Annotated in this window: 28 protein-coding genes and 1 tRNA gene; 17 read left to right on the top strand and 12 right to left on the bottom strand. The window is 69.2% G+C overall.

All coding sequences use genetic code 11. The features are described from left to right. Positions 1-31: 31 nt before the first annotated feature. Both ABSL23_RS04065 and ABSL23_RS04070 read right to left on the bottom strand, forming a co-directional pair. Positions 32-322 carry a DUF424 family protein gene (locus tag ABSL23_RS04065; protein WP_353634811.1) on the bottom strand — a complete coding sequence of 97 codons (291 nt, stop codon included), beginning with the start codon at positions 320-322 and terminating at the stop codon, positions 32-34. Continuing rightward, positions 322-1,086 (bottom strand): tetratricopeptide repeat protein, encoded by a 765-nt coding sequence (locus tag ABSL23_RS04070; protein ID WP_059057929.1) that lies wholly within the window; start codon positions 1,084-1,086, stop codon positions 322-324. The genes ABSL23_RS04065 and ABSL23_RS04070 overlap by 1 nt, the downstream gene beginning before the upstream one ends. Positions 1,087-1,140: 54 nt before the next feature. On the opposite strand from ABSL23_RS04070, the gene thpR reads away from it, so the two are divergent. The 6 genes from thpR (at position 1,141) to ftsY (ending at position 4,557) form a co-directional block, all read left to right on the top strand. After that, the gene (thpR, locus tag ABSL23_RS04075; RefSeq protein ID WP_353634812.1) at positions 1,141-1,698 is read left to right on the top strand and encodes an RNA 2',3'-cyclic phosphodiesterase; all 558 of its coding nucleotides are present in this window, start codon (positions 1,141-1,143) and stop codon (positions 1,696-1,698) included. A 64-nt stretch (positions 1,699-1,762) separates the two neighbouring features. Further along, entirely contained in the window at positions 1,763-1,915 is a 153-nt protein-coding gene (locus ABSL23_RS04080) for a 50S ribosomal protein L39e (RefSeq protein WP_059057931.1), read from the top strand. Then, positions 1,915-2,193: a 50S ribosomal protein L31e gene (locus ABSL23_RS04085; protein WP_059057932.1), complete on the top strand. Its 279-nt coding sequence runs from the start codon at positions 1,915-1,917 to the stop codon at positions 2,191-2,193. The genes ABSL23_RS04080 and ABSL23_RS04085 overlap by 1 nt, the downstream gene beginning before the upstream one ends. A gap of 4 nt (positions 2,194-2,197) precedes the next feature. Further along, positions 2,198-2,863, top strand: coding sequence for a translation initiation factor IF-6 (locus ABSL23_RS04090; RefSeq protein WP_353634813.1), 666 nt, complete (start codon positions 2,198-2,200; stop codon positions 2,861-2,863). A gap of 136 nt (positions 2,864-2,999) precedes the next feature. Continuing rightward, positions 3,000-3,461 (top strand): prefoldin subunit alpha, encoded by a 462-nt coding sequence (gene pfdA / locus ABSL23_RS04095; RefSeq protein WP_353634814.1) that lies wholly within the window; start codon positions 3,000-3,002, stop codon positions 3,459-3,461. A gap of 4 nt (positions 3,462-3,465) precedes the next feature. After that, positions 3,466-4,557, top strand: a complete 1,092-nt coding sequence (gene ftsY, locus ABSL23_RS04100; RefSeq protein WP_353634815.1) for a signal recognition particle-docking protein FtsY — start codon at positions 3,466-3,468, stop codon at positions 4,555-4,557. 45 nt (positions 4,558-4,602) lie between these two features. Here the strand turns inward: ftsY and ABSL23_RS04105 are convergent, their stop codons facing one another. Beyond that, positions 4,603-5,031: a hypothetical protein gene (locus ABSL23_RS04105; protein ID WP_353634816.1), complete on the bottom strand. Its 429-nt coding sequence runs from the start codon at positions 5,029-5,031 to the stop codon at positions 4,603-4,605. Between the two features lie 181 nt (positions 5,032-5,212). On the opposite strand from ABSL23_RS04105, the gene ABSL23_RS04110 reads away from it, so the two are divergent. Together ABSL23_RS04110 and ABSL23_RS04115 are read left to right on the top strand one after the other, a co-directional pair. Beyond that, on the top strand, positions 5,213-6,601 hold the full coding sequence (locus ABSL23_RS04110; protein WP_059057938.1) for a signal recognition particle protein Srp54: 1,389 nt from the start codon (positions 5,213-5,215) through the stop codon (positions 6,599-6,601). A gap of 48 nt (positions 6,602-6,649) precedes the next feature. Further along, a complete protein-coding gene (locus ABSL23_RS04115) occupies positions 6,650-7,573 on the top strand; it encodes a hypothetical protein (RefSeq protein ID WP_353634817.1) in 924 nt (307 codons plus the stop codon). Here the strand turns inward: ABSL23_RS04115 and ABSL23_RS04120 are convergent. Then, positions 7,565-8,140 (bottom strand): NUDIX domain-containing protein, encoded by a 576-nt coding sequence (locus ABSL23_RS04120; RefSeq protein WP_353634818.1) that lies wholly within the window; start codon positions 8,138-8,140, stop codon positions 7,565-7,567. The genes ABSL23_RS04115 and ABSL23_RS04120 overlap by 9 nt on opposite strands. 79 nt (positions 8,141-8,219) lie before the next feature. Between ABSL23_RS04120 and ABSL23_RS04125 the strand changes: the two genes are divergently transcribed. From ABSL23_RS04125 to ABSL23_RS04135, 3 genes are read left to right on the top strand one after another with little or no spacing between them, the layout of a single operon-like run. Beyond that, on the top strand, positions 8,220-8,798 hold the full coding sequence (locus ABSL23_RS04125) for a magnesium transporter (protein WP_353634819.1): 579 nt from the start codon (positions 8,220-8,222) through the stop codon (positions 8,796-8,798). Next, positions 8,799-9,356: a magnesium transporter gene (locus ABSL23_RS04130; RefSeq protein WP_059057942.1), complete on the top strand. Its 558-nt coding sequence runs from the start codon at positions 8,799-8,801 to the stop codon at positions 9,354-9,356. Between the two features lie 45 nt (positions 9,357-9,401). After that, positions 9,402-10,355 carry a hypothetical protein gene (locus ABSL23_RS04135; RefSeq protein ID WP_353634820.1) on the top strand — a complete coding sequence of 318 codons (954 nt, stop codon included), beginning with the start codon at positions 9,402-9,404 and terminating at the stop codon, positions 10,353-10,355. A gap of 1 nt (position 10,356) precedes the next feature. On the opposite strand, the gene ABSL23_RS04140 is transcribed toward ABSL23_RS04135, so the two are convergent. Together ABSL23_RS04140 and ABSL23_RS04145 are read right to left on the bottom strand one after the other, a co-directional pair. Further along, the gene (locus ABSL23_RS04140) at positions 10,357-10,788 is read right to left on the bottom strand and encodes an RNA-binding domain-containing protein (protein ID WP_059057944.1); all 432 of its coding nucleotides are present in this window, start codon (positions 10,786-10,788) and stop codon (positions 10,357-10,359) included. After that, the gene (locus tag ABSL23_RS04145; protein ID WP_353634821.1) at positions 10,785-11,369 is read right to left on the bottom strand and encodes an AAA family ATPase; all 585 of its coding nucleotides are present in this window, start codon (positions 11,367-11,369) and stop codon (positions 10,785-10,787) included. Before ABSL23_RS04145 ends, ABSL23_RS04140 begins: the two co-directional genes overlap by 4 nt. A gap of 92 nt (positions 11,370-11,461) precedes the next feature. On the opposite strand from ABSL23_RS04145, the gene ABSL23_RS04150 reads away from it, so the two are divergent. Then, positions 11,462-11,536 (top strand) — tRNA-Arg (locus tag ABSL23_RS04150). A 317-nt stretch (positions 11,537-11,853) separates the two neighbouring features. On the opposite strand, the gene ABSL23_RS04155 is transcribed toward ABSL23_RS04150, so the two are convergent. Then, the gene (locus ABSL23_RS04155; protein ID WP_157534004.1) at positions 11,854-12,003 is read right to left on the bottom strand and encodes a hypothetical protein; all 150 of its coding nucleotides are present in this window, start codon (positions 12,001-12,003) and stop codon (positions 11,854-11,856) included. A gap of 458 nt (positions 12,004-12,461) precedes the next feature. Beyond that, positions 12,462-13,571 carry an aminopeptidase gene (locus tag ABSL23_RS04160; RefSeq protein WP_353634822.1) on the bottom strand — a complete coding sequence of 370 codons (1,110 nt, stop codon included), beginning with the start codon at positions 13,569-13,571 and terminating at the stop codon, positions 12,462-12,464. A 94-nt stretch (positions 13,572-13,665) separates the two neighbouring features. Here ABSL23_RS04160 and ABSL23_RS04165 point away from each other — a divergent pair, with 94 nt between their 5' ends. Beyond that, entirely contained in the window at positions 13,666-14,682 is a 1,017-nt protein-coding gene (locus ABSL23_RS04165; protein ID WP_353634823.1) for a low specificity L-threonine aldolase, read from the top strand. On the opposite strand, the gene ABSL23_RS04170 is transcribed toward ABSL23_RS04165, so the two are convergent. Further along, positions 14,679-14,816 (bottom strand): hypothetical protein, encoded by a 138-nt coding sequence (locus ABSL23_RS04170; RefSeq protein WP_169793415.1) that lies wholly within the window; start codon positions 14,814-14,816, stop codon positions 14,679-14,681. The two genes, ABSL23_RS04165 and ABSL23_RS04170, sit on opposite strands and share 4 nt — an antisense overlap. A gap of 146 nt (positions 14,817-14,962) precedes the next feature. Here ABSL23_RS04170 and ABSL23_RS04175 point away from each other — a divergent pair, with 146 nt between their 5' ends. Beyond that, positions 14,963-15,592 carry a helix-turn-helix domain-containing protein gene (locus ABSL23_RS04175; protein WP_353634824.1) on the top strand — a complete coding sequence of 210 codons (630 nt, stop codon included), beginning with the start codon at positions 14,963-14,965 and terminating at the stop codon, positions 15,590-15,592. A 95-nt stretch (positions 15,593-15,687) separates the two neighbouring features. Here the strand turns inward: ABSL23_RS04175 and ABSL23_RS04180 are convergent, their stop codons facing one another. Then, entirely contained in the window at positions 15,688-16,200 is a 513-nt protein-coding gene (locus ABSL23_RS04180) for a metallophosphoesterase (protein ID WP_353634825.1), read from the bottom strand. A gap of 37 nt (positions 16,201-16,237) precedes the next feature. Beyond that, positions 16,238-16,624, bottom strand: coding sequence for a hypothetical protein (locus ABSL23_RS04185; protein WP_353634826.1), 387 nt, complete (start codon positions 16,622-16,624; stop codon positions 16,238-16,240). Between the two features lie 57 nt (positions 16,625-16,681). Between ABSL23_RS04185 and ABSL23_RS04190 the strand changes: the two genes are divergently transcribed. Then, on the top strand, positions 16,682-17,629 hold the full coding sequence (locus ABSL23_RS04190) for a cation diffusion facilitator family transporter (protein WP_353634827.1): 948 nt from the start codon (positions 16,682-16,684) through the stop codon (positions 17,627-17,629). Positions 17,630-17,725: 96 nt separating this feature from the next. Then, a complete protein-coding gene (gene dpsA, locus ABSL23_RS04195) occupies positions 17,726-18,265 on the top strand; it encodes a DNA starvation/stationary phase protection protein DpsA (RefSeq protein ID WP_353634828.1) in 540 nt (179 codons plus the stop codon). A gap of 82 nt (positions 18,266-18,347) precedes the next feature. Here dpsA and ABSL23_RS04200 read toward each other — a convergent pair whose 3' ends face one another. After that, entirely contained in the window at positions 18,348-18,500 is a 153-nt protein-coding gene (locus ABSL23_RS04200) for a hypothetical protein (RefSeq protein WP_169793416.1), read from the bottom strand. Between the two features lie 173 nt (positions 18,501-18,673). Here ABSL23_RS04200 and ABSL23_RS04205 point away from each other — a divergent pair, with 173 nt between their 5' ends. Continuing rightward, entirely contained in the window at positions 18,674-20,914 is a 2,241-nt protein-coding gene (locus tag ABSL23_RS04205) for an ATP-dependent DNA helicase (RefSeq protein ID WP_353635401.1), read from the top strand. The last annotated feature ends 6 nt before the right edge of the window (positions 20,915-20,920 follow it).

The following is a 20,920-nucleotide window of genomic DNA, read 5'->3' on the forward strand; positions in this document are numbered from 1 at the left end:
TGCCGGTATCGCTGACGCCCGAAAACGGGAATTAGAGGCGTATGAACTGCGCGTGGACGGTGCCGTCGAGGTCGAGGACGTTCGCCTCCTCGACGTGGCCCTCCTCGATGGCGAGGTCGACGACCTCGACGCCGACGAGGTTCGCGACGTTCGCGCGCGCCAGCGACTCGCGGACGGCCTCCGGTTCGACCGTCTCGCCCCCGTAGAACTCCTCGGTGACGGTGAACTCCGTGTCGCCGTTCGCGAACGTCTCCCCGAGGACGTCCGGGTCGCAGGCCGTGACGAGGAGGCCGCGGTCGGTCTGTCGCTCGCTGAGTATCATCACTCGCGCTCGACGAGGTCCCGCTCCTGGGCCTCCCGGATGTCCTCGGCCTGCTCGGCGACCTTCTGTGCTTCCTCGTCGCGGCCGAGCGCTTCGAGGGCGCGCTGTTTCTCCTCGTAGACGTCGGCCTGCTGGAAGCCAAGCCGGATGGCGTTGTTCAGCGCGTCGAGGGCCTGCTCGTGGCGGTCGCGCTCGTTCTCGATGAAGCCGAGGTTGTACCACGCCTGCGGCAGCCGGTCGTTCTCCCGGACGGCCTTCTCCGCGTGGTAGTAGGCCTCCTCGTCCTCGTCGAACTGCCAGAGCGCGTACGCGAGGTTCGTCTGCGCTTCCGCCTCGAAGTCGCCGTCCTCGGCGACGAAGATGGCTTCCCGGTGCGCGCCGACAGCCTCGTCCCACTCCTCCATCTGTCCGTGCGCGATGCCCTTGTTCACCCACGCCTCCTGTTCGAGGTCCTCGTCGTCGGTGAACCGGGCGGCGCGCTCGAAGGCGTCGGCGGCCTGCTCGTGGCGGTTGATGCCGAGGTAGCTGAGGCCGACGTCGATGAGTTCGTCGGCGTCCACGTCGTCGTTCTGGACGACGCGCTCGTCCAGCGAGTCGCTGACGACGCGGCTGTCCACGGGGTCCACGCTGGACGGGTCGTCCACGGAGAGCTCCGGCGGGTCGAAGTCGAACCCCTCGTAGGGCTCGTCGAAGCCCTCCCCCTCGGAGAAGTCGTGGTCCGCGACCGGGTCCTCGGGCGGCTCGGGCTCCTCTCGGTCAGTCATACCCGCGTCTAGCGCGGCCGGGAGGTTAAGGGCAACGCACCGAGAACCGCCGGTATGCGGCTGTTCGTCAGTGTCGACCTCCCCGACCGGCTGGCCGACGACGTGGCGAGCCTGCAAGCGAAGTTCGCCGACGCCGAGGGACTGGACTTCGTGGACCCCGGGCAGGCCCACGTCACGCTGAAGTTCCTCGGCGACGTCGCCGACGACCGCGAAGACGAACTAATCGACGCCCTCGAAAGCGCCGTCGCCGACAGCGGCGTCGAGCAGTTCGACGCGGAACTGGGCGGCCTCGGTGTGTTCCCGAGCCTCGACTACATCTCGGTGGTGTGGCTCGGCGTCGGCGACGGCAGCGCGGAACTCGCCCGGTTGCACGAGGCCATCGAGGCGGAGTTCGTCGAGGAACACGGCTTCGACGCCGAGGACCACGACTTCACGCCCCACGTCACGCTCGCGCGGATGAACCACGCCGGCGGGAAGGAACTCGTGCAAGACCTCGTGCGCGAGCGCCACCCAGAGGTCGGGACGATGCGCGTCTCCGAGGTCCGGCTCACGGAGAGCACGCTCACCCGCGAGGGCCCCGAGTACGAGACTGTCCACGCCGTGGACCTCTAGGGCGGCGTTGCGGCGGCTTCAGAAGAACAAGGTTTTAACGACGGCGGTGGTAGCGACGACCACTATGGGCAAGAAATCGAAGGCGCAGAAGAAGCGACTGGCGAAACTCGAACGCCAGAACAGCCGCGTGCCCGCGTGGGTCATGATGAAGACGAACCGGGACGTCCAGCGCAACCCGAAGCGCCGCAACTGGCGGCGTAACGACACCGACGAATAATGTCCGCCAGCGACTTCGAGGAGCGCATCGTCACCGTCCCGCTTCGGGACGTGACGAAAGTTCCCAACCACGAGCAGGCCGGACAGGCGATGACCATCATCCGCGAACACCTCGCGAAGCACTTCGCGGTCGACGAGGAGGAGGTCCGCCTGGACCCCTCCATCAACGAGGCCATCTGGTCGGAAGGTCAGAAGAACCCGCCGCGGAAGGTCCGCGTGCACGCCGCGCGCTTCGTCGAGGACGGCGAGACCGTCGTCGAAGCCGAATACGAAGAGTAAGAACTTGTTACGCGCTGCCTTCCTCGGGTCCCCGTACGTCGGCGTCTTCGCTCGCGCGACCAACGACTGCGTCGTCGTCCGGCCGGACATCTCCGAGGAACTGACCGACGAACTCGCCGAGGAGCTCGGCGTCCCCGCCGTCCCGACGAACGTCGGCGGCTCGTCGACGGTCGGCTCGCTCGTCGCGGGCAACTCCAACGGCCTGCTCGCGAGCAGCCGCATCCGGCAGCGCGAACGCGACCGCATCGAGGACGCTGCCGACGTCACCGTCGGCGAACTCCCCGGCCGCGTGAACGCCGCCGGCAACGTCGTCGTCGCGAACGACGAGGGCGCGTACGTCCACTCGGAGCTCTCCCGGGAGGCCGTCAAAGCCGTCGAGGACGCCCTCGACGTGCCCGTGACCCGCGGCCGACTCGCAGGCGTGAACACGGTCGGCACGGCCGCCGTCGCGACGAACGACGGCGTGCTCTGCCACCCGAAGTCCACGGACGAGGAACTGGACGCCATCGAGGACGTCCTCGGCGTCCCCGCGGACATCGGGACCGTCAACTACGGCGCGCCGCTGGTCGGCTCCGGGCTCGTCGCCAACGACGAGGGCTACGTCGCCGGCGAGGACACCACCGGCCCCGAACTCGGGCGCATCGACGACGCGCTCGGGTTCATCGACTGACGCCGCTATCGGCTCCGTTCTCGCCACATCTCTATCTCCGCTACGAGCGCTGTCGCCCGCGAGGGCGGGCGTTTCGCCGCCGCGACCGAGTTCCCGAGTAGGAAGATACTTCCCGCTTGCTCCCCGAATTTCGGGTATGAGTCTTGGAGGCGGCGGCGGTCAACAGCAGCTTCAGCAGCTTTCACAGGAAATTCAGGCCCTCGAAGAGGAGAAAGAGGAACTCGAGGAGGAAGTCGAGGAACTCGAGGCCGAGAAGGTCGAGGTCGACGAGGCCCAGGAAGCCCTCGACGTCCTCGAGACCGGCTCGACCGTGCAGGTCCCGCTGGGCGGCGACGCGTACGTCCGCGCGGAAGTGCAGGACATGGACGAGGTCGTCGTCAGCCTCGGCGGCGGCTACGCGGCCGAGCAGGACGCCGACGACGCGGCCGACGTGCTCGACGAGAAGCGCGAGACGCTCGACGAGCGCATCGAGGACGTCCGCTCGGAAATCGCGGAAGTCGAAGAGGAGCAGGAGGCCCTCGAACAGCAGGCACAGCAGGCCCAGCAGCAGATGATGCAACAGCAGATGCAGGCCCAGCAGCAGCAGGACGGCGAGTAAGGGCATGTTCGACGGGCTGAAGGACAAACTCTCGAACTTCCGCGAGGACGCCGAGGAGGTCGCGGAGGAGAACGCCGAAGAACTCGACAGCGACGAGGCCGCCGAAGCCGACGCCGAGGCAGACGCCGCGGAGGCCGACGCGGAATCGGCCGACGTCGAGGACGAGTCGGCGGAATCCGACGCGGAAACCGAGGCGTCCGACAGTTCCAGCGGCGGGTTCGTGAGCAAGGCGTCGTCGCTGGCGCGCGGGCGCGTCGTCATCGACGAGGAGGACCTCGACGGCCCGCTGCGCGAGCTCGAGCTCGCGTTGCTGGAGAGCGACGTGGAGATGAGCGTCGCCGAGGAGATTCTCGACCAGATTCGGGACGACCTCGTCGGCGAGGAGCGCAAGTTCACGGAGAGCACCGGCGCGCTCGTGGAGGACGCGCTCCGCGACGCGCTGTTGTCGGTCATCGACGTGAACGGCTTCGACTTCGAGGAGGCCATCGCCGAGTCGGAGAAGCCGGTGACGGTCGTGTTCACGGGCGTCAACGGCGTCGGGAAGACGACGACCATCGCGAAGCTCGCGAAGCGCCTGGAAGACCAGGGGTACTCGGTCGTGCTGGCGAACGGCGACACCTATCGCGCCGGCGCGAACGAGCAGTTGCAGGAGCACGCCGACAACCTCGGCGTGAAGCTCATCAGCCACGAGCAGGGCGGCGACCCGACCGCGGTCGTCTACGACGCCGTGGAGTACGCCGAAGCCAACGACATCGACGTCGTGCTCGGCGACACGGCCGGCCGGCTGCACACGTCCAGCGACCTGATGACGCAACTGGAGAAGCTCGACCGCGTCGTCGACCCCGACTACACGGTGTTCGTCGACGAAGCGGTCGCGGGTCAGGACGCCGTCAACCGCGCTCGCGAGTTCGACGACGCCGCGAGCATCGACGGCACGATTCTGACGATGGCCGACGCGGACAGTCAGGGCGGCGCCGCCATCTCGGTGTCGCACGTCACCGGGAAGCCGATTCTGTTCCTCGGCACCGGGCAGGGGTACGACGACATCCAGAAGTTCGACCCGGAGGCGCTCGTCGACGACCTGCTCGAAGACTGATGCCCCGGTTCTTCGTTCTTCCACGCCGCCCAGCCGCGGCGCTCGTCAGAGCGGCGTCTCGGGGTCCGGCGTCTCCGCGTCCACGAGCACGAGGTCGAGTCGTTCGTCGTCGCGGTCGTACGCGCGCACGTCGCCAGCATCCCACGGCGGCACCGCCACCAGCACGGTCGCGTGGAGGTCGTCGGTCACCGAGACCGTCGGGTCGCCGTCCGGGTGCGAGACGAACCGGCCCGCCGTCTGCCCGGTCGGCGCCGCGAGGTCCATCCCGAAGACGCCGGACAGCGAACTGCCCGCGTCCGGGAAGTAGAACTCCGAGAGCACCGGCGTCGCCGGGTCCAGTTCCAGCGCGCCGTCCGTCGCGCGGAGGTCGCCCGCGGGCGTCGCGGCGAGCCGCACCGAGATGCTGTCTGGGTCGGCGTCCGCCGCGAGCTCGCAGAGCACGGAGACGAGCGCTCTCGTAGCGTACGTAGGCACGAACAGACGTACGGCGTCGCCGCGGTTGAACGTACCGACTGCTCCGGCGGGCTCCCTGTGGTCAGCCACACTACTCGCGGGTCGCTATCGCTCCCCGCTCGCATTAACGTGCCCTCCCTACGGTCGGGCACGCTTCGCAGAAAAAGGCTCTTACGCCCCCGTCGCCTATCAGTGGGTAATAATGGTACTCGACGACCTCGGGAGTTCCCTGCGGGGGACACTCGACAAGCTCCGTGGGAAGTCCCGCATCTCCGAGGAGGACGTCGACGAAATCGTCAAGGAGATTCAGCGGTCGCTGCTCCAAGCCGACGTCGACGTGAGCCTCGTGATGGAGCTATCGGACTCCATCGAAGAACGCGCGCTGGAGGAGGAGCCGCCGGGCGGAACGTCCGCCCGCGACCACGTCCTCCGCATCGTCTACGAGGAGCTCGTGGACCTCGTCGGCGAGTCCACGGAGATCCCGCTGGAGAACCAGACAATCCTGCTGGCGGGCCTGCAGGGCTCGGGGAAGACGACGACCGCGGCGAAGATGGCGTGGTGGTTCTCGAAGAAGGGGCTGCGCCCCGCGGTCATCCAGACGGACACGTTCCGCCCGGGCGCCTACGACCAGGCCAAGCAGATGACCGAACGCGCGGAGGTCGCGTTCTACGGCGACCCCGACGAGGACGACCCCGTGAAAATCGCCCGCGACGGCCTCGAAGCCACCGAGGACGCGGACGTCCACATCGTGGACACGGCGGGCCGTCACGCGCTCGAAGACGACCTCATCAACGAAATCGAGGACATCGAGTCGGCGGTCGAGCCCGACCGCAGCCTGCTCGTGCTGGACGCCGCAATCGGGCAGGGCGCGAAAGACCAGGCCCGCGAGTTCGACGACTCCATCGGCATCGACGGCGTCGCCATCACGAAGCTCGACGGGACGGCGAAGGGTGGCGGTGCGCTGACGGCCGTCGACGAGACGGGCTCGACCATCGCGTTCCTCGGGAGCGGGGAGACCGTTCAGGACATCGAGCGCTTCGAGCCCGACTCGTTCATCTCGCGGCTGCTCGGGATGGGCGACCTCAAGCAGCTCACCGAGCGCGTCGAGCGCGCGATGGAGGAGACGGGCTTAGAGGAAGACGAGGACTGGGACCCCGAGGACCTGATGAAGGGGGAGTTCACCCTCAAGGACATGCGCAAGCAGATGGAGGCCATGGACAACATGGGCCCCCTCGACCAGGTGATGGACATGATTCCGGGGATGGGCGGCGGCCTGATGGACCAGCTCCCGGACGACGCGATGGACGTCACCCAGGAGCGCATGCGGAACTTCGAGGTCATCATGGACTCGATGACCGAGGAGGAACTGGAGAACCCCCGCTCTATCGGCGCCTCGCAGGTGCGGCGCATCGCGAAAGGCTCCGGGAAGAGTGAGGACACCATCCGGGAGCTGCTCGACCAGCACAAGATGATGTCCCAGACGATGAAGCAGTTCCAGGGGATGGGCGACGGCGACATGCAGCGCATGATGAAGCAGATGCAGCAGGGCGGCGGTGGCGGCGGAGGCGGCGGCTTCGGCGGGATGTTCTGAGGCCGGCGACCAGTACTGTTTTGCCGTGGGGCGCGTACCTCGGTGTGAATGGCGTCACGCCAGTCGTCCCCACGGCACGCGCGCGTCCAGCGAGTGACCCGCGTGCCGGCCGAGGAGGTGCCCGACGCCTACCCCTTCGACGTGGACGCCAGTCACGCGCTCGAACTCGTCGCCGAGCGCGAGGCCGAGTCACCCGAGGACGCGCCCGAGACGGTTCGCGTCTTCGAGGCGTGGCCGAGCGGCGGCCACGCCGGGAGCCGGCTGGCGCGCGTGCTGGACGCGGTCGGCGAGCCGTCCGGCAATCCGGGCGCGCTCGACGGGGCGCGCGTCGCCCTCGAATCGCGGGACGGCGCGTACCGCGTGGACGTGGACGGGACGCAGCGACTCCACCGGCGGGCGACGCCGGCGAGCGTGGACACGCACTCGCTGGCGGCGGTCGCAATCGGCGCGGGCGCGCTCGCCGGCCTGCTCGCGTTCTTCCTCGTCGGGGCAGCCTACGCGTGGGCGGCGACGCCGCTGTTCGTCGCGGCGGCCGTCGCGCTCGCGTGCGCGCTGGGCTACGACGCGTGGCAGACCCACGACGCGACGTGGTCGCCGCGCCCGCTCCCGTGGGCGGCCGGCGGCGCCGTCCCCGTCGTGAACGTCGCCGTCGCCGTGGCGTACCTCGCGCGGAAGGCGGCGGTCGTCGACGCGCCGGCGGACGCCGAGACCGTCTGGCAGGACCTCCTCGCGGGGACGGTCGTCGCGTTCGCGGTGGGGCTGGCGCTCGCGGCGTTCGACCTCACGTTCCCCGTCGGCGCGACCGTGTTCGCGCACGCGTGGGCGCTCGCTCCGGTCGGCGTCTACCTCGACGCGCGCGCTGACCGCCACGGCACCGACCAGCCCAAGCGGGCGCTGTGGCTCGCGGGCGCGGTCGTGTTCGGCGGCGCGGGCGCGCTCGTCTACCTCCTGCGGACAGACGGCTTACAGTAGCTCCAAAATTAGCTCGCGGTCCCGGAAGTCCGCGGGGAGGCTCTCGGCGTCGAACCAGCGGACGTCCTCGATTTCGGGTTCGCCCGAGGAGACGCGCACGAGCGGCGCCGCCCGGCTACCGCCGACGCGTCGCCCCGTGAACACGACCAGTGGCACGTGGACGCGCTCGGGGCCGCCGTAGTCGATGGCGAAGTCCCGCGCGTACAGCACCCCCGTCACCTCCGCTTCGATGTTCGTCTCCTCGCGGGTCTCCCGGACCGCCGTCTCGGCGAGCGACTCGCCGGGGTCCTGAGCGCCGCCCGGGTTCGTCCAGCCGTCCCGGTAGCCCTGCTTGACGCCCAGCACGCGCCCCTCGTCGATAACGACGAGGCCGCCGACGCCGGGCAGCCGGTCGAGTTGTTCCTCGACGGACGACGGGAACGGGTCGTCGGTGGCGTGCGGCGGGGGGTCGATGGGCTGCGGGTCCAGCATCAGGGGGGCGTCGGCGTGTTCGGCGACCGCCCGCTCGCGGAGGCGGCGCGCGCGCTCGCGGAGCCGCTCGGCGACCGTCTCGGGGTCCTCGCTCACGACCACCGGTACGGGCGCGCGCCGCAAAAAGCCACGCCCGCCGGCGGGTTTTTTCCCGGGCGGACGCGTGCACTCGGCCATGCCCATTCGCGCGGTCGCCGAGGACGCCTACCGCGAGGCGTTCGGCATCCTCGTGCTGTCCGCGGTCGCGAGCGTCTTCTCCGGGGTCGTGCTCGGCGGGATGGAGCGCGAACTCACGGTCGTCCCCGGCCTGCTCACCATCGTCCCCGCGCTGCTGGCGACCCGCGGGAGCGTCTACGGGTCGCTGGGCGCGCGACTTGCGACCGGCCTCCATCAGGGGCTGGTCGAACCCGAACTCTCGATTCCGGACGAACGCGTGCGCTCGGCGGTCGCCGCCGCGATGCTCAACGGCGTCGTCATCTCCGCGGTCGCCGCCGTCGTCGGGTACGGCATCCGCCACGCACTCGACTTGCCCGTCGCCCCGCTGGCCGCGCTGCTCGTCGTCGCGCTCGTCGCCGGCGTGCTCTCGGGCGCGGGGCTCACGCTCGTCGTCATCGTTACCGTGTTCGTGGGCTTCCGCCGCGGTCTCAATCCGGACGCGCTGGCGGGTCCGGTCGTCACCACGACCGGCGACGTCATCGGCATCGCGACGATGCTCGCGGGCGCGCGCCTCGCCATCGCCGCCGGGGTGGTGTGAGTGCCCGAGGAGTGGAGCGTCAAGGGAATCGTCGCCGCGACGTTCCCGCTGTTGGCCGTGCTCACCGTGGTCGAACTCTGGGGCGGGCTCGTGCTGGACGGGAGCCGCGCCGTCCTCACGCGGTACCCGTCGCTGCTGACGCTCGTCCCCGGCATCATCGCCGTCGCGGGCAACCTCGGGAGCGTGCTCGCCAGCCGGCTCTCGACGGCGTTCCACCTCGGCACGCTCGCGTTCGCCCCGACCGACGACGAACTCGCCGGGAACGCCGCCGCGACGTTCGCGCTCGCCGCCACGCTGTTCCCCGCGGTCGGCGCGGGCGCGTGGCTCGCCCGCTACGCGCTCGGCGACGCCGCGCTCGCGCTCGGGACGGTCGTCTTCATCGCGGCGGCCTCGGGCCTCCTGCTCGCGGTCGTCGCCGTCGCCATCGCGACCACCGCGACCTACGCCGCCTTCCAGCTCCAACTGGACCCCGACGACGTCGTCGTTCCGGTCGTCACCACGACCTGCGACGTGCTCGGCGTCGTCGTCTTCCTGCTGGTCGTCGGCGCCGTCGTGTAGCCCGAGACCGACACCGGTAATTCGCCCGCGTGCGAACCATCGGACGTGCAACTCGCGGCACTCCTCGGGGACGTCCTCCCGCGCGTCGCGGCGGTCTCGCTGGCCATCGCAGTGGGGCTGACGCTGGCGAACCTCGCGGTCGCGTTCGGCGCCGTGGAGTACGTCGCCCGGTTCGCGAAACCCCTGACCGGTCCCGCGAACCTCCCGGACGAGGTCGGCACGGCAATCCTCGCGACAACAGCGTCGCCGACCGCCGGCTACGGGATGCTCAAGGAGTACCGGGACGCCGGCGTGCTCGACGACCGCGCCACCCTGATTGCGGTGACCATCAACACGTTCTTCGGGTTCGTCCAGCACATCTTCACGTTCTACGCGCCCGTCCTGATTCCGATTCTCGGGCTGGAGGTCGGGCTGACGTACGTCGGCGCGCGGGCGGGCGTCAGCCTCGCCATCACGCTCGTCGGCGTGCTCGCCGGCGCGCTGTTCCTCACGGAGCGCAACGTCGCGCCCGCCACCGACGCGGACGTAGACCTCCCCGGCGACGGCGACCAGACCCGCGGCGAGGCCGTCCGGGACGCGCTCGCGAAGACGAGGGGAAAACTGTTCAGCATCGTGCCGCGGCTCGCAATCGTCTACACCGCGGTCGTCTACCTCACGACCGCCTACGACGTCACCGAGTACACGTCCGCCGCCGCGCCGCTCACCGAGCTAATCGGGTTGCCGTCCGCGAGCGTGCCCGCCATCGCGACGTTCGCCGTGGACACGACGACCGGCGCAATCTTCATCGCGCCACAGGTACCGGGCACGTTCACCGCCCGCGAGGCCGTCGCGACGATGCTCGTCGGCGGCGTCGTCTCGTTCGCCGTCTCGACGTTCAAGCGCTCGATTCCGTTCCAGTACGGCATCTGGGGGGCGCGCTTCGGGTCGAAGGTCATCGCCGTCAACGTCGCCGCAAAAGTCGTCTTCATCGCGGTCGCAATCGCCGTCCTGCTCGCGTAGGCTACTCGTCGATTTCGACGGGTTCGCCGTCCTCGGTCTGGGGGGCGAGGTACGCGATGAAGGATTCCACGTCGGGCTCGTTCACCGTGACCTCGACGTGGAGGTCGCCGAGTTCGTCCGGGCTCCCAACCGAGAAGTTCACCTTCCCGACGTACGCCGCCTGCTTCTTCAGGTCGAAACTGAACCCCGCCTCGGTGCTGTTGCGGAGGAACTCCTTCCGAGCCGTGTCGAGGATGCGCTGCTCGAACAGCTGCTCGCGGAACTGCTCGACGTCGTGGCACTCCGCGGTGACGCTGTCTCCGTGCGTCTCGACCTCCGCGGCCGGGAACAGCCCGGTAATCGTCTCGACGACGCGGTCCGTGACCTCCGTCGGCTTGACGGGCGCGGACAGCTCCACGTCCACGCTGTAGAGGACGCCCTCGTCGTCACTCACGACTCCCCCACCTCCGCTTCCGCGTCCGCCGGCGGGTCTCCGACTTCCTCGGTGAGGAGTTCGGTGACGCGCTCGTGGAACTCCTCGAGGCTCCCCGTGTTCTCCACGCGAACGTCCGCGGCCTCGATGGCCTCGTCCATCCCGAAGCCCTTCTCGCGCTCCTCGCGCGCCGCGAGCGGCTCGCCGTCGACGTCGCCGGGACGGTCCCGGCTCTCGATGCGCTCGCGGCGCAGGTCGTAGGGCGCGTACACTTCCACGAGCGTGAACGCGCCGTCGAACGCCTCGCGGAACTGCTCGACCTCCACGCCCGACCGGATGCCGTCAACGAGCACCACGTCGCTGTCTTCGAGGTGGTCGCGGATAATCGGAAGCGAGCGCTCGGCGATGGCGCCCGGGCCGTTCTCCTCGCGGAGCGCCTGTGCGATGCGCCCGTGGTGCTCCGCCGGGTCGAGGCCGCGGTCCCGGCACTCCTGCCGAATGACGTCGCCCATGATGACGACGGGCACGCCGAGCTCCTCGGCGACGGCGGCGGCCTCGCTCTTGCCGCTGCCCGGCATCCCCACGGTACCGATGACTCTCATTACACCGACGTAGCGGCCGCCCGTACCTGTGTGCTTCGACTCCACGCCGGGAACCCGTCGGTTTTTACTCGCGTCGCCTGTACCTCCCGGCAGGGCACGTAGCTCAGTTCGGACAGAGCGTTCGGCTTCTAACCGAAATGCCGGGGGTTCGAATCCCTCCGTGCCCGCGTACCTTTTTACTTCGTCGGGTCGCCTTCGGCGACCACTCCTCGCAAAAAGCTACGCCGGGAGAGCTTTGCTCTCCCGAGCCCGTCCTCGCTCCGCTCGGAAGCACGCTAAAAACGTCCTGCGCTCACTCGCTTCGCTCGTTCGCGCAGTGAAACGCGCGGCTTCGCCGCGCGTATGCTCTGTACCGAGAGCAACGGAACGAGCGACTAGCGGCCGCTATCGCGAGAATCGGAGTGGTCGTGCCCGCGGCTCGGCAGCGGCACGCGCGGCGGCCCGCCAGCCGGCCGCACGGTTCGCCGAACGCACCGTCGAGGACTCACATCAACTGAGCGACTTCCTCGAAGTCGGCGCGGCAGAACGGGCAGCGGTAGCTCGTCTCGAATCCCGTGGTCTGGGCGACAGTTCGCGTTTCGAGTTCGTGCATCGCGATGCCGCGACCACAGTCAGGGCAGTCGAGCTTTGGCACGTGCCACGTATACACACGCCACTGTCTTAAAACGAGGGTTGGTAAATGATAACACGTCAGCCGCGGAAACTGCTATTAGACGGCGGTAGCGGGCGTTCCGTCGAGCCGGCGACGACACGAACGCGCCATACGCTTTGTGGCATCTCGTTTTCCTCGCGCCGCAAGAATCTATGCCGAGAGAGCGAGCCCTGCCTCACTGCGTTCGGCAGGACGCGAAAAACAGCAGAGTAACCGAGAAGACAACCGCACGACGTGCCTCGCCCTGCAACAGGACCGCGTCCTCGCGGCTCACTCCGTTCGCCGCTCGTCTTTCCCGCGGGCCCTCACGACGTTCGGCCCCGCGCTACTCTTCGAACCCGTCTTCGAATTTGAACGTCCCGTTGCGCTGGACGACTTACACGTACCTTTTTCCGGCGCTCGCTCCGCTCGCGCCGCAAAAATCTACGCTAAAAAGACCGCTATTCCTCGAACCCGTCTTCGAATTTGAACGTCCCGTTGCGCTGGACGATTTCCCCGTCGACCTCGATGTAGGAGTCCTCGCTCATGTCCACGATCATATCGACGTGCTTCGCGGAGTCGTTCTGTTCGACGCCGTCGCCGACCGTCGCGGGGTACGCGCGGCCGAGCGCCATGTGGACGGTGTCGCCCATCTTCTCGTCGAACAGCATGTTGTACGTGAACCGGTCGATGTCTCGGTTCATCCCGATGCCCAGCTCCCCGAGCCGGCGCGCGCCGTCGTCCGTTTCGAGGATGCCTTCGAGGACGTCCTCGTTCTGGTCGGCGCTGAAGTCCACGACCTCGCCGTCCTCGAATTGCAGCCACGCACCCTGAATCTCGCGGGCCTGGTGGTAGACCGGCTTGTCGAAGAGGACTTCGCCCTCGACGGAGTCGGGGACGGGCGCGGTGAACACCTCGCCCGCGGGGAGGTTGTTCGTCCCGCAGTCGTTCAGCGTCACCATATCCTTCACGCTCATCGTGACGTCCGTCGTGTCGCCGGAGACGATGCGGACCTCCTCGGCGGGGTCGAGAATCTCGACCATCTGCTCCTGGTGGGCCTCGACCTCGTCCCAGTCTTTGAGCATCGCGTCGTAGACGAAGTCCTCGTAGGCTTCCGTGGACATCTCCGCGAGCTGGGCGTCGGCGGGCGCGGGGTAGTGCGTGAGACACCACTTCGTGTCGAGGCGGGCGTTCAGCACGTCGCGGTAGGCGGCGGCAAACGCGGAGCCGACCTCCGTGCTGACGTCGCTCTGCTCGCTGACGTTCTCGTGGGGGCGGCCGACGACGGCGGCGTCGGCGTGCTCGAACAGCGACAGGAGGTGTTCGGGCTCGGTGAGGTCGTCGGGGTCGACCTCGCGGAGGTACGCGCGGGCGGCGCGGTCCGTGCCGATGCCGCGGTCGCCGCGCGCGAGCATCACGGGGTTGGCGCCGACCTTCCCGATCTCCTCGTAGAGGGCGACGGCGAGGTCCTCGGCGACCGGCGGCAGGCTCACCACGACGTTCTCCTCGGGCTGGAGGTCGATGGCGCGGTCGACGATGATTTCGGCGTGACGGTGGATGCGGTCGTCCATACGCCACGTTTCGCGCGAACGACCGGAAGGACTTTTCGAATCGAAGCGGTGCCGTGACGCCTGACTTTTGCCGTTGCAGTGCGGACGGACGCACGTGATAGACCTGCGCAGCGACACGGTGACGACGCCGAGCGAGGAGATGCGGGCGGCCGCGGCCGACGCCGAGGTCGGGGACGACGTCTACGGCGAGGACCCGACGGTCAACGAACTGGAGCGGCGCGCGGCCGAGGCGGTCGGCAAGGAGGCCGCGATGTACGTGCCGACGGGGACGATGGGCAACCAGATTGCCGCCCGCGTCCACACCGACCGCGGGCAGGAGGCGCTCGTCGAGGCCGAGAGCCACGTCTACAAGTACGAGCTGGGCGGGTTCGCCCAGCACTCGAACCTGCAGGTGCGGACGTACGACGGCGGCGCGAACGGCGCGCCGACCCCCGAGCAGGTCCGGGACGGCTTCGTCGCGGAGGACCTCCACCGCGCGGGCACGGGACTGCTCTGTCTGGAGAACACGCACAACGTGAAGGGCGGCGTCCCGGTGCCGGCCGACGATGTCGCGGCGGCGGCCGAGGCCGCCCACGACCTCGGCGTGCCGGTCCACGTGGACGGCGCGCGCCTGTTCAACGCCGTGACCGCGCTCGACGCCGACGCCGCCGAGCTACTGGCGCCCGTGGACTCCGTGATGTTCTGCCTCTCGAAGGGGCTGGGCGCGCCCGTGGGGTCGATGCTCGCGGGCAGCGAGGAGTTCGTCGAGGAGGCGCGCCGCGTCCGCAAGCTCATGGGCGGCGGGATGCGGCAGGCCGGCGTCATCGCCGCGCCCGGGCTGGAGGCACTGGCGAACCGCGACCGGCTCCACGTCGACCACGAGCGCGCGAAGGAACTCGCAGCCGGGCTCGACGACCTCGACGGGCTCTCCGTCGCGGAGCCGGACACGAACATCGTGCTCGTGGACACGACCGGGACGGGCGAGACCGCGGCGGCGCTGTTGGAGCGTTGCGAGCAGGAGGGCGTCCGCGGCTCGGAGTTCGGCGAGCACACGATTCGGTTCTGCACGCACCTCGACGTGGACGACGAGGACGTCGCGGCCGCCATCGACGCCGTCGAGCGCGCGCTCTAGCCGTCGCCGCGCTTCCCGCTCTCGAAGCCCTCCTTGAAGCCGGTGAGCGTGCGCCGGAGGAACATGAACAGGAAGAACACGAACAACAGGAACGCGGCGGCGAGGACGTAGAACGCGGGACCGAGTTCCACCATACCTCCGCGTTCGACCCGCGGGCATTAGTCGTTTCCCCCGCGAGCGTGGGTCAGAGGGGAACGGAGCGAACGACTGAGACCCACGGACGCGGCGAGCGGCCGTCGTGTCAGGAAAAACTGATTGGCCTGCGACTCGAAGCGGGGGTATGTCCGGCCTGCTGCCCTCCCGCTCGGAGGCCGACGACCCCGAGGGCGAGCCCCGCGTGGTCGGCGTCGACTCCGAGGACGCCGACCGCCTCCTGTCGGCGCTCTCCTCGGGGACCGCCCGCGACCTCTACGGCGCGCTCCACGACGCGCCGGCGACCCCCTCGGAGCTCGCCGAGGAGTGCGAGACCTCGCTCCAGAACGCCCAGTACCACCTCGGGAAGCTGGAGGACGCCGACCTCGTCGAGGAGTGCGACACCCGCTACTCCGCGAAGGGCCGCGAGATGAGCGTGTACGCGCCCGCCGACGCGCCAGTGGTGTTGTTCGCGGGCGACGAGGAGGAGAGCAAGTCCGTGCGGTCGGCGCTCGCGAACCTGCTCGGCGCGGTCGGCGTGCTGGGCGTCGCGAGCCTGCTCGTCCAGCAGTTCGTCGGCTCCGGACTGCAGGCGCCCGGAACCGCGGGGAGCGGCGGGTCCGGGACGACCGGCGAGATGTCGGCGCTCGTCGCGGAGACCGACCAGCCCGCGGCGGCGGCCGCCGGCGCCGCCGCGTCGCTCCCGCCGGGGGCGGTATTCTTCCTCGGCGGCCTCCTCGTGCTCGCGCTCGTCGGCGTCGCGTACTACGCGCGATAGCCCGATGGTAAAATCGCGTTTTGAGTCTGCGTCGGCTATTTGATACCACCGAGCGTACGACGTGGTACAGGCTCCCCCGGCCTGCCCCGCTGACGCTACTGCCCCTCCACGCGGAACTCCCGGAGGACGCTCCCGTCGCGGTCCCGAATCTCGCCGCGCACGCCCCCGTTGTCGGGGTGCAACTCGGCGTGCGCCGCGGGGTTGCCGCGCGGGTCGGCGTGACTCCCGGGATTCAGCAACGTCACGTCTTCTGTCTCGGTCACCGTCGGCTGGTGGGTGTGTCCCGACACCACGAGGTCCGCGCCGCGCTCCCGCCCGAACATCGCCAAGCCGGTGGTGCCGCCGCGCTGGCGGTGCGTGACCGCGACGCGGAGGCCGCCCGCTTCCAGCGTCCGCGCTTCGGGGAGGCGGTCGCGGACCGCGGGCTCGTCGGCGTTGCCGTGGACCGCGAACAGCTGGTCGGCGGCGTCGTAGAACGCGTCGAGCGCCGTCTCCGTGGTGAAGTCGCCGGCGTGTATCACGAGCTCCGCGTCCCGCACGGCGTCGAGTGCTCGCCCCTGTAAGTCGTGCCCGTCCGTGCTGTGCGTGTCGGACAGAACGGCTATCATGCTCGGTCGTAGCGGCCGCGCGGCCGTGACTGTTTGGTTACGCGAGCGCGCCGGCAGCGAGGTAGAGCGCGAGCGCGCCGACGGTCGCCGCGGCGAGCGCCTTCACGGAGAGGACGATAGCGCGCTTGCGGTCGGCGCGCTGGCCGGCTTCCGGCGCCGGCTGGCGCCGTTCGCCGGAAGCGCTGACGTCGAAGACGCCCGCCATCGCGAAGCCGACGCAGAACCGCGCCCGCGCCTGCAGGACGCCGAGGAAGCCGACGAACAGCGGCGCGACGGCGGCGAGCAGCCACGCGCGGTCGGCGTGGACGGTTGCGACGGCGGCGACGAGCAGCGCGGCGGCGGCGAACCCCGCGACGCCGGTCAGGTAGCGTCTGCGTCGCTCCGCGTGACCGATGTTGCACGCGCCCGGTTGGTACTCTGTCACGCCCGGGCCTTGGGGCCGGGCGAATACCTATGTGTCGGCGGGCTGAATCACGAGGAAATGGCCGGTAGCAAGTCCGTCGTGCTCGCGGCGCTGTTCGCGAACGGCGCGATTGCGGTGTTGAAGTTCCTCGCGTTCCTCGTGACCGGGAGCCCGGCGATGCTCTCGGAGGTGTACCACTCCGTCTCCGACACCGGAAATCAGGTGTTTCTGCTCATCGGCATCCGGTACGGCGCGCGGGAGGCGACGCGCTCGCACCCGTTCGGGTACGGGAAGGCGCAGTTCTTCTACTCGTTCCTCGTGAGCGTGATGCTGTTCGGCATCGCCGGCTGGGAGTCCGCCTCCCACGGCTACGAGGCGCTCACGGGGCACGGGCGCGTGCTCGGCCGGCAGGCCGAACTGCTCGGCTACGAGTTCCCGGGCGTGTGGGCGAGCTACGCGGTGCTGCTCGGCGCCATCGGCTTCGAGATGTACGCGTTCGCGAAGGCGTACAAGGAGATGCAGCGGCAGATCGAGCGCCACGGCTGGAGCGGGTTCCGGGAGGCGTTCCGCCGCACCAGCGACACGACGACGCTGACCGCGCTCACGGAGGACACCGTCGCGTTGCTCGGCCTCGGGCTGGCGCTGGTGGGCATCTTCCTCACCGAGCAGACCGGCAACCACGTCTACGACGCGGCGGCGGCGCTGCTCATCGGCGTCCTGCTGATGGCGTTCGCGGCGGCGCTGGCGTGGGAGAACAAGCGCCTGCTGCTCGGTGAGAGCCTCCCGGCGGCCGACGAGAACGACCTGCGTCGCGTCGTCGAGGAGCGCCCGGAAGTGGAGTCCATCGCGGGCTTCCGGACGGTGTACTTCGGGCCGAACGAGGTGCTGGTGACGGCGGACGTGGCGTTCGACCCCGCGCTGGACACCGAGGAGATAGACGACGCGATAACGAGCCTCGAAGACGCGCTCCGGGAGGCCAATCCGGCAATCTCGAAGGTGTACGTCGAACCCGAGACCGAACGATAGTCGCACGGGATTCGGGAACTCTGTTTTCTCGTCTGCAAAATATATTTCCTCGGTTGGTAAACCTTTAAGTGCGATGGGGGCGAATAGTGGAGTGTAATGAGCACCCAGAAGCACGTGCTGAAGCACGCCGGCGACGTCGAAGGCTCGGAAGGTCTTCGCATCGACGAGGAGAAGGCCGAACAGGTAATCGACGCGCTGAACGCCGACCTCGCGGCGACGTACGTCCTCTACCACCAGCTCCGCAAGCACCACTGGAACGTCGAGGGCGCGGAGTTCCGCGACCTCCACCTGTTCCTCGGCGACGCCGCCGCGAACGCCGAGGAGTTCGCCGACGAGCTCGCCGAGCGCGTGCAGGCGCTTGGCGGCGTCCCGCACGCCAGCCCCGCGACCCTCCAGGAGGAGTCGCCGGTCGAGCCCGAGGACGAGGACGTCTACGACATCCGGACGTCCCTGCAGAACGACCTCGAGATGTACGGCGACATCATCGAGACGCTGCGCGAGCACGTCGATCTCGCGCAGAACCTCGGCGACCACGCCAGCGCGGAAATCGTCCGCGAGAACCTCGTGCAGGTCGAGGAGGACGCCCACCACGTCGAACACTACCTCGAGGACGACACGCTCGTCGTCAACGAGTAACCCCGCCGACGAGAGCTTCGTTTTTCTGCGCGCTACCCGTCGCTAGCAGCGCGTAGCGGCAGCGAGCGGGGAGAAGGGGCGGCTATCGTTCGACGGGGACGGTCTCGTCGGTGGAGATCCAGCCGTCCGGGTTGTCCGACTCGGTGAACACCGTTCGGGTCGGCGAGGACTGGAACGCCGCGACGCCCTCGCCGGCGGCCGGCGTCTCGTCCTCGCGGTCCTGCGTGACTGCCATCACTACCCCGTAGGGACCCACCCACGAATATACGTTTTGGTGTGCCTAAACCCGTCCGGGGTGGCCGCCCCACGGCCGCTACCCCCGCGACTACTTCCGCTGGGAGCCGGACGTTTATACGGCATCGAGCCGAATCGGACCCCAACGTGGCCGCGAGCAACTCCCCGGACTACATGGAGTTCTTCCCGAAGGCGTCGCCGTACGACAACCAGCGGGAGGCGATGGACGGCATCCGCGACGCCCTCGACAGCGGCCGCGACGTCCTCTTCGAGGGCGCCTGCGGCACCGGGAAGACGCTCGCCGCGCTCGCGCCGGCGCTCTCGCACGCCCGCGAGACGAACAAGACGGTGGTCATCACGACGAACGTCCACCAGCAGATGCGCCAGTTCGTCCGCGAGGCGCGCGAGATTCACGACGCCGAGCCGCTGCGCGCGGTCGTCTTCAAGGGGAAGGGGTCGATGTGCCACATCGACGTCGACTACGAGGAGTGTCAGGTCCTCCGCGACAACACCCACGAGCTGGTGGACGCCGAGCGCGACAAACAGCAGTTGGAGGAGCGCCAGCAGGCCCTGTTGGAGGAGAGCCAGGACGGCGACAGCGAGGCCGCCGAGGCGCGCGAGGCGGTATTAGACGAACTGGAGTCCGTGGAGGACGAACTCGAAGACCTCCAGGAGGGGAACGTCTGCGAGCGCTACTACGAGAACCTCGTCGGGGACAACGACGAGTTCTACGAGTGGCTCTACGACGGCGTCCGCACGCCCGAGGACATCTACGAGTACGCCGAGGAGGCGGGCCTCTGCGGGTACGAACTCCTGAAAGACGGCATCGAGGGCGTGGACCTCGCGGTCTGCAACTACCACCACCTGCTGGACCCGGGGATTCGCGCGCAGTTCTTCCGCTGGCTGGGCCGCGACCCCGAGGACGTGGTCGTGGTGTTCGACGAGGCACACAACGTCGAGGACGCCGCGCGCGACCACGCCACGCGGACGCTCACCGAGAACACCCTCGACAGCGCGCTCTCCGAACTGGAGGAAGTCACCGACGACCGCAGCGCGGCCGACCGAAGGGAGGCCGCGGAACGAGCGAGCGGCAGCGCCGCGAGCCAAGGCGCGGCCGCAGAGCGCGTGCTGTCAGCGTTCCGGGACGCGCTCGTGGAGACCTACGAGGGCGCGTTCGGGCCGGGCGGCGACGGACCCGCGCTCGCGCGCTCGGAAGTCGACGGGAACTGGACGGACGTCCCCGTCGCGAACGAGGACAAGCGCGACGACCTCACGCTGGCGTTCCTCCAGCAGTACACCGGCCCCGGCATCCGGGAGGACGTCGACGACGCGCTCGCGCTCGGCGAGTACCTCGACGAGGAGTACGACGAGGCCTACCGGAACGGCGAGACGACCACGCGCCGCGAGTGCTTCGTCCTCGACGCCGCGGAGTTTGTGGAGTCCTACGTCGAGGACAGCGGCGAACTCGGTCAGTATCCGACCGCGGCGGTGCGCCGCGACGAGGGGACGAACGACGTGTACGGCCGCGCGGAACTGTACACCTGCATCCCGCGGGACGTGACGACGGACCTCTTCGACGCCGTGCACGCCAGCGTCCTGATGAGCGCGACGCTGCGGCCGTTCGACGTCACCGCGGACGTGCTCGGCCTGGAGGACCCGGAGACGATGGCGTTCGGCCTCCAGTTCCCCGAGGAGCGCCGGCGCACGTTCGCGGTGGACACGGAGCCGCTGTTCTCCTCGAACCGCGACGACCCCGACACTCAGGAGGAAGTCGCGGGCGCGCTCCGGGACGCCGTGAACTTCACGCCCGGGAACTGCCTGTTTTTCTTCCCGAGCTACGCGGAAGCCGAGCGCTACCACGACTTACTGGGGGACGTGGACGCCGCGCGCTACCTCGACCAGCCGGGCACGAGCGCCGAGGAGCTCCGGCAGACGTTCACGGACGACCGCAACGGCGTCCTGTTCACGTCGCTGTGGGGGACGCTCGCGGAGGGCGTGAGCTTCGACGGCGACGACGCCCGCACCGTCGCGGTCGTCGGCGTCCCCTACCCGCATCTGGACGCGCGCGCCGAAGCCGTCCAGGACGCCTACGGGCGCGTGTTCGGCGACCGCGACGACCGCCGCAACGAGGACGCCGGCTGGCGCTACGCCGTCGAGATTCCCACCGTCCGCAAGACGAGGCAGGCGATGGGCCGCGTCATCCGCTCCCCCGACGACTTCGGCGTGCGGATGCTCGTGGACCGCCGCTACACCAAGGAGAGCCGCACCGCGATGCGCAAGTACAGCGTCAACCCCGCGTTCCCCGCCGAGGAGCGCCGCGAACTCGTCGACATCGACCCCGAGAAACTCCGCGTGTCCATGCTGAACTTCTACACGGACCTCGACGCCTACGACGGTCAGCCTCCGAGTCCGTGAATGTCG

Source organism: Halobacterium sp. NMX12-1 (genome assembly GCF_040435975.1).
GTDB classification, from domain to species: Archaea; Halobacteriota; Halobacteria; order Halobacteriales; family Halobacteriaceae; genus Halobacterium; species Halobacterium hubeiense.

Coding starts and splice junctions, on each gene's coding strand:
- ABSL23_RS04180 (WP_353634825.1), bottom strand. CDS start 16,200: ATGATAGCCGTTCTGTCCGACACGCACAGCACGGACGGGCACGACTTA.
- ABSL23_RS04110 (WP_059057938.1), top strand. CDS start 5,213: ATGGTACTCGACGACCTCGGGAGTTCCCTGCGGGGGACACTCGACAAG.
- ftsY (WP_353634815.1), top strand. CDS start 3,466: ATGTTCGACGGGCTGAAGGACAAACTCTCGAACTTCCGCGAGGACGCC.
- ABSL23_RS04085 (WP_059057932.1), top strand. CDS start 1,915: ATGTCCGCCAGCGACTTCGAGGAGCGCATCGTCACCGTCCCGCTTCGG.
- ABSL23_RS04145 (WP_353634821.1), bottom strand. CDS start 11,369: ATGAGAGTCATCGGTACCGTGGGGATGCCGGGCAGCGGCAAGAGCGAG.
- dpsA (WP_353634828.1), top strand. CDS start 17,726: ATGAGCACCCAGAAGCACGTGCTGAAGCACGCCGGCGACGTCGAAGGC.
- thpR (WP_353634812.1), top strand. CDS start 1,141: ATGCGGCTGTTCGTCAGTGTCGACCTCCCCGACCGGCTGGCCGACGAC.
- ABSL23_RS04160 (WP_353634822.1), bottom strand. CDS start 13,571: ATGGACGACCGCATCCACCGTCACGCCGAAATCATCGTCGACCGCGCC.
- ABSL23_RS04205 (WP_353635401.1), top strand. CDS start 18,674: ATGGAGTTCTTCCCGAAGGCGTCGCCGTACGACAACCAGCGGGAGGCG.
- ABSL23_RS04175 (WP_353634824.1), top strand. CDS start 14,963: ATGTCCGGCCTGCTGCCCTCCCGCTCGGAGGCCGACGACCCCGAGGGC.
- ABSL23_RS04170 (WP_169793415.1), bottom strand. CDS start 14,816: ATGGTGGAACTCGGTCCCGCGTTCTACGTCCTCGCCGCCGCGTTCCTG.
- ABSL23_RS04065 (WP_353634811.1), bottom strand. CDS start 322: ATGATACTCAGCGAGCGACAGACCGACCGCGGCCTCCTCGTCACGGCC.
- ABSL23_RS04115 (WP_353634817.1), top strand. CDS start 6,650: ATGGCGTCACGCCAGTCGTCCCCACGGCACGCGCGCGTCCAGCGAGTG.
- ABSL23_RS04125 (WP_353634819.1), top strand. CDS start 8,220: ATGCCCATTCGCGCGGTCGCCGAGGACGCCTACCGCGAGGCGTTCGGC.
- ABSL23_RS04080 (WP_059057931.1), top strand. CDS start 1,763: ATGGGCAAGAAATCGAAGGCGCAGAAGAAGCGACTGGCGAAACTCGAA.
- ABSL23_RS04190 (WP_353634827.1), top strand. CDS start 16,682: ATGGCCGGTAGCAAGTCCGTCGTGCTCGCGGCGCTGTTCGCGAACGGC.
- pfdA (WP_353634814.1), top strand. CDS start 3,000: ATGAGTCTTGGAGGCGGCGGCGGTCAACAGCAGCTTCAGCAGCTTTCA.
- ABSL23_RS04070 (WP_059057929.1), bottom strand. CDS start 1,086: ATGACTGACCGAGAGGAGCCCGAGCCGCCCGAGGACCCGGTCGCGGAC.
- ABSL23_RS04200 (WP_169793416.1), bottom strand. CDS start 18,500: ATGGCAGTCACGCAGGACCGCGAGGACGAGACGCCGGCCGCCGGCGAG.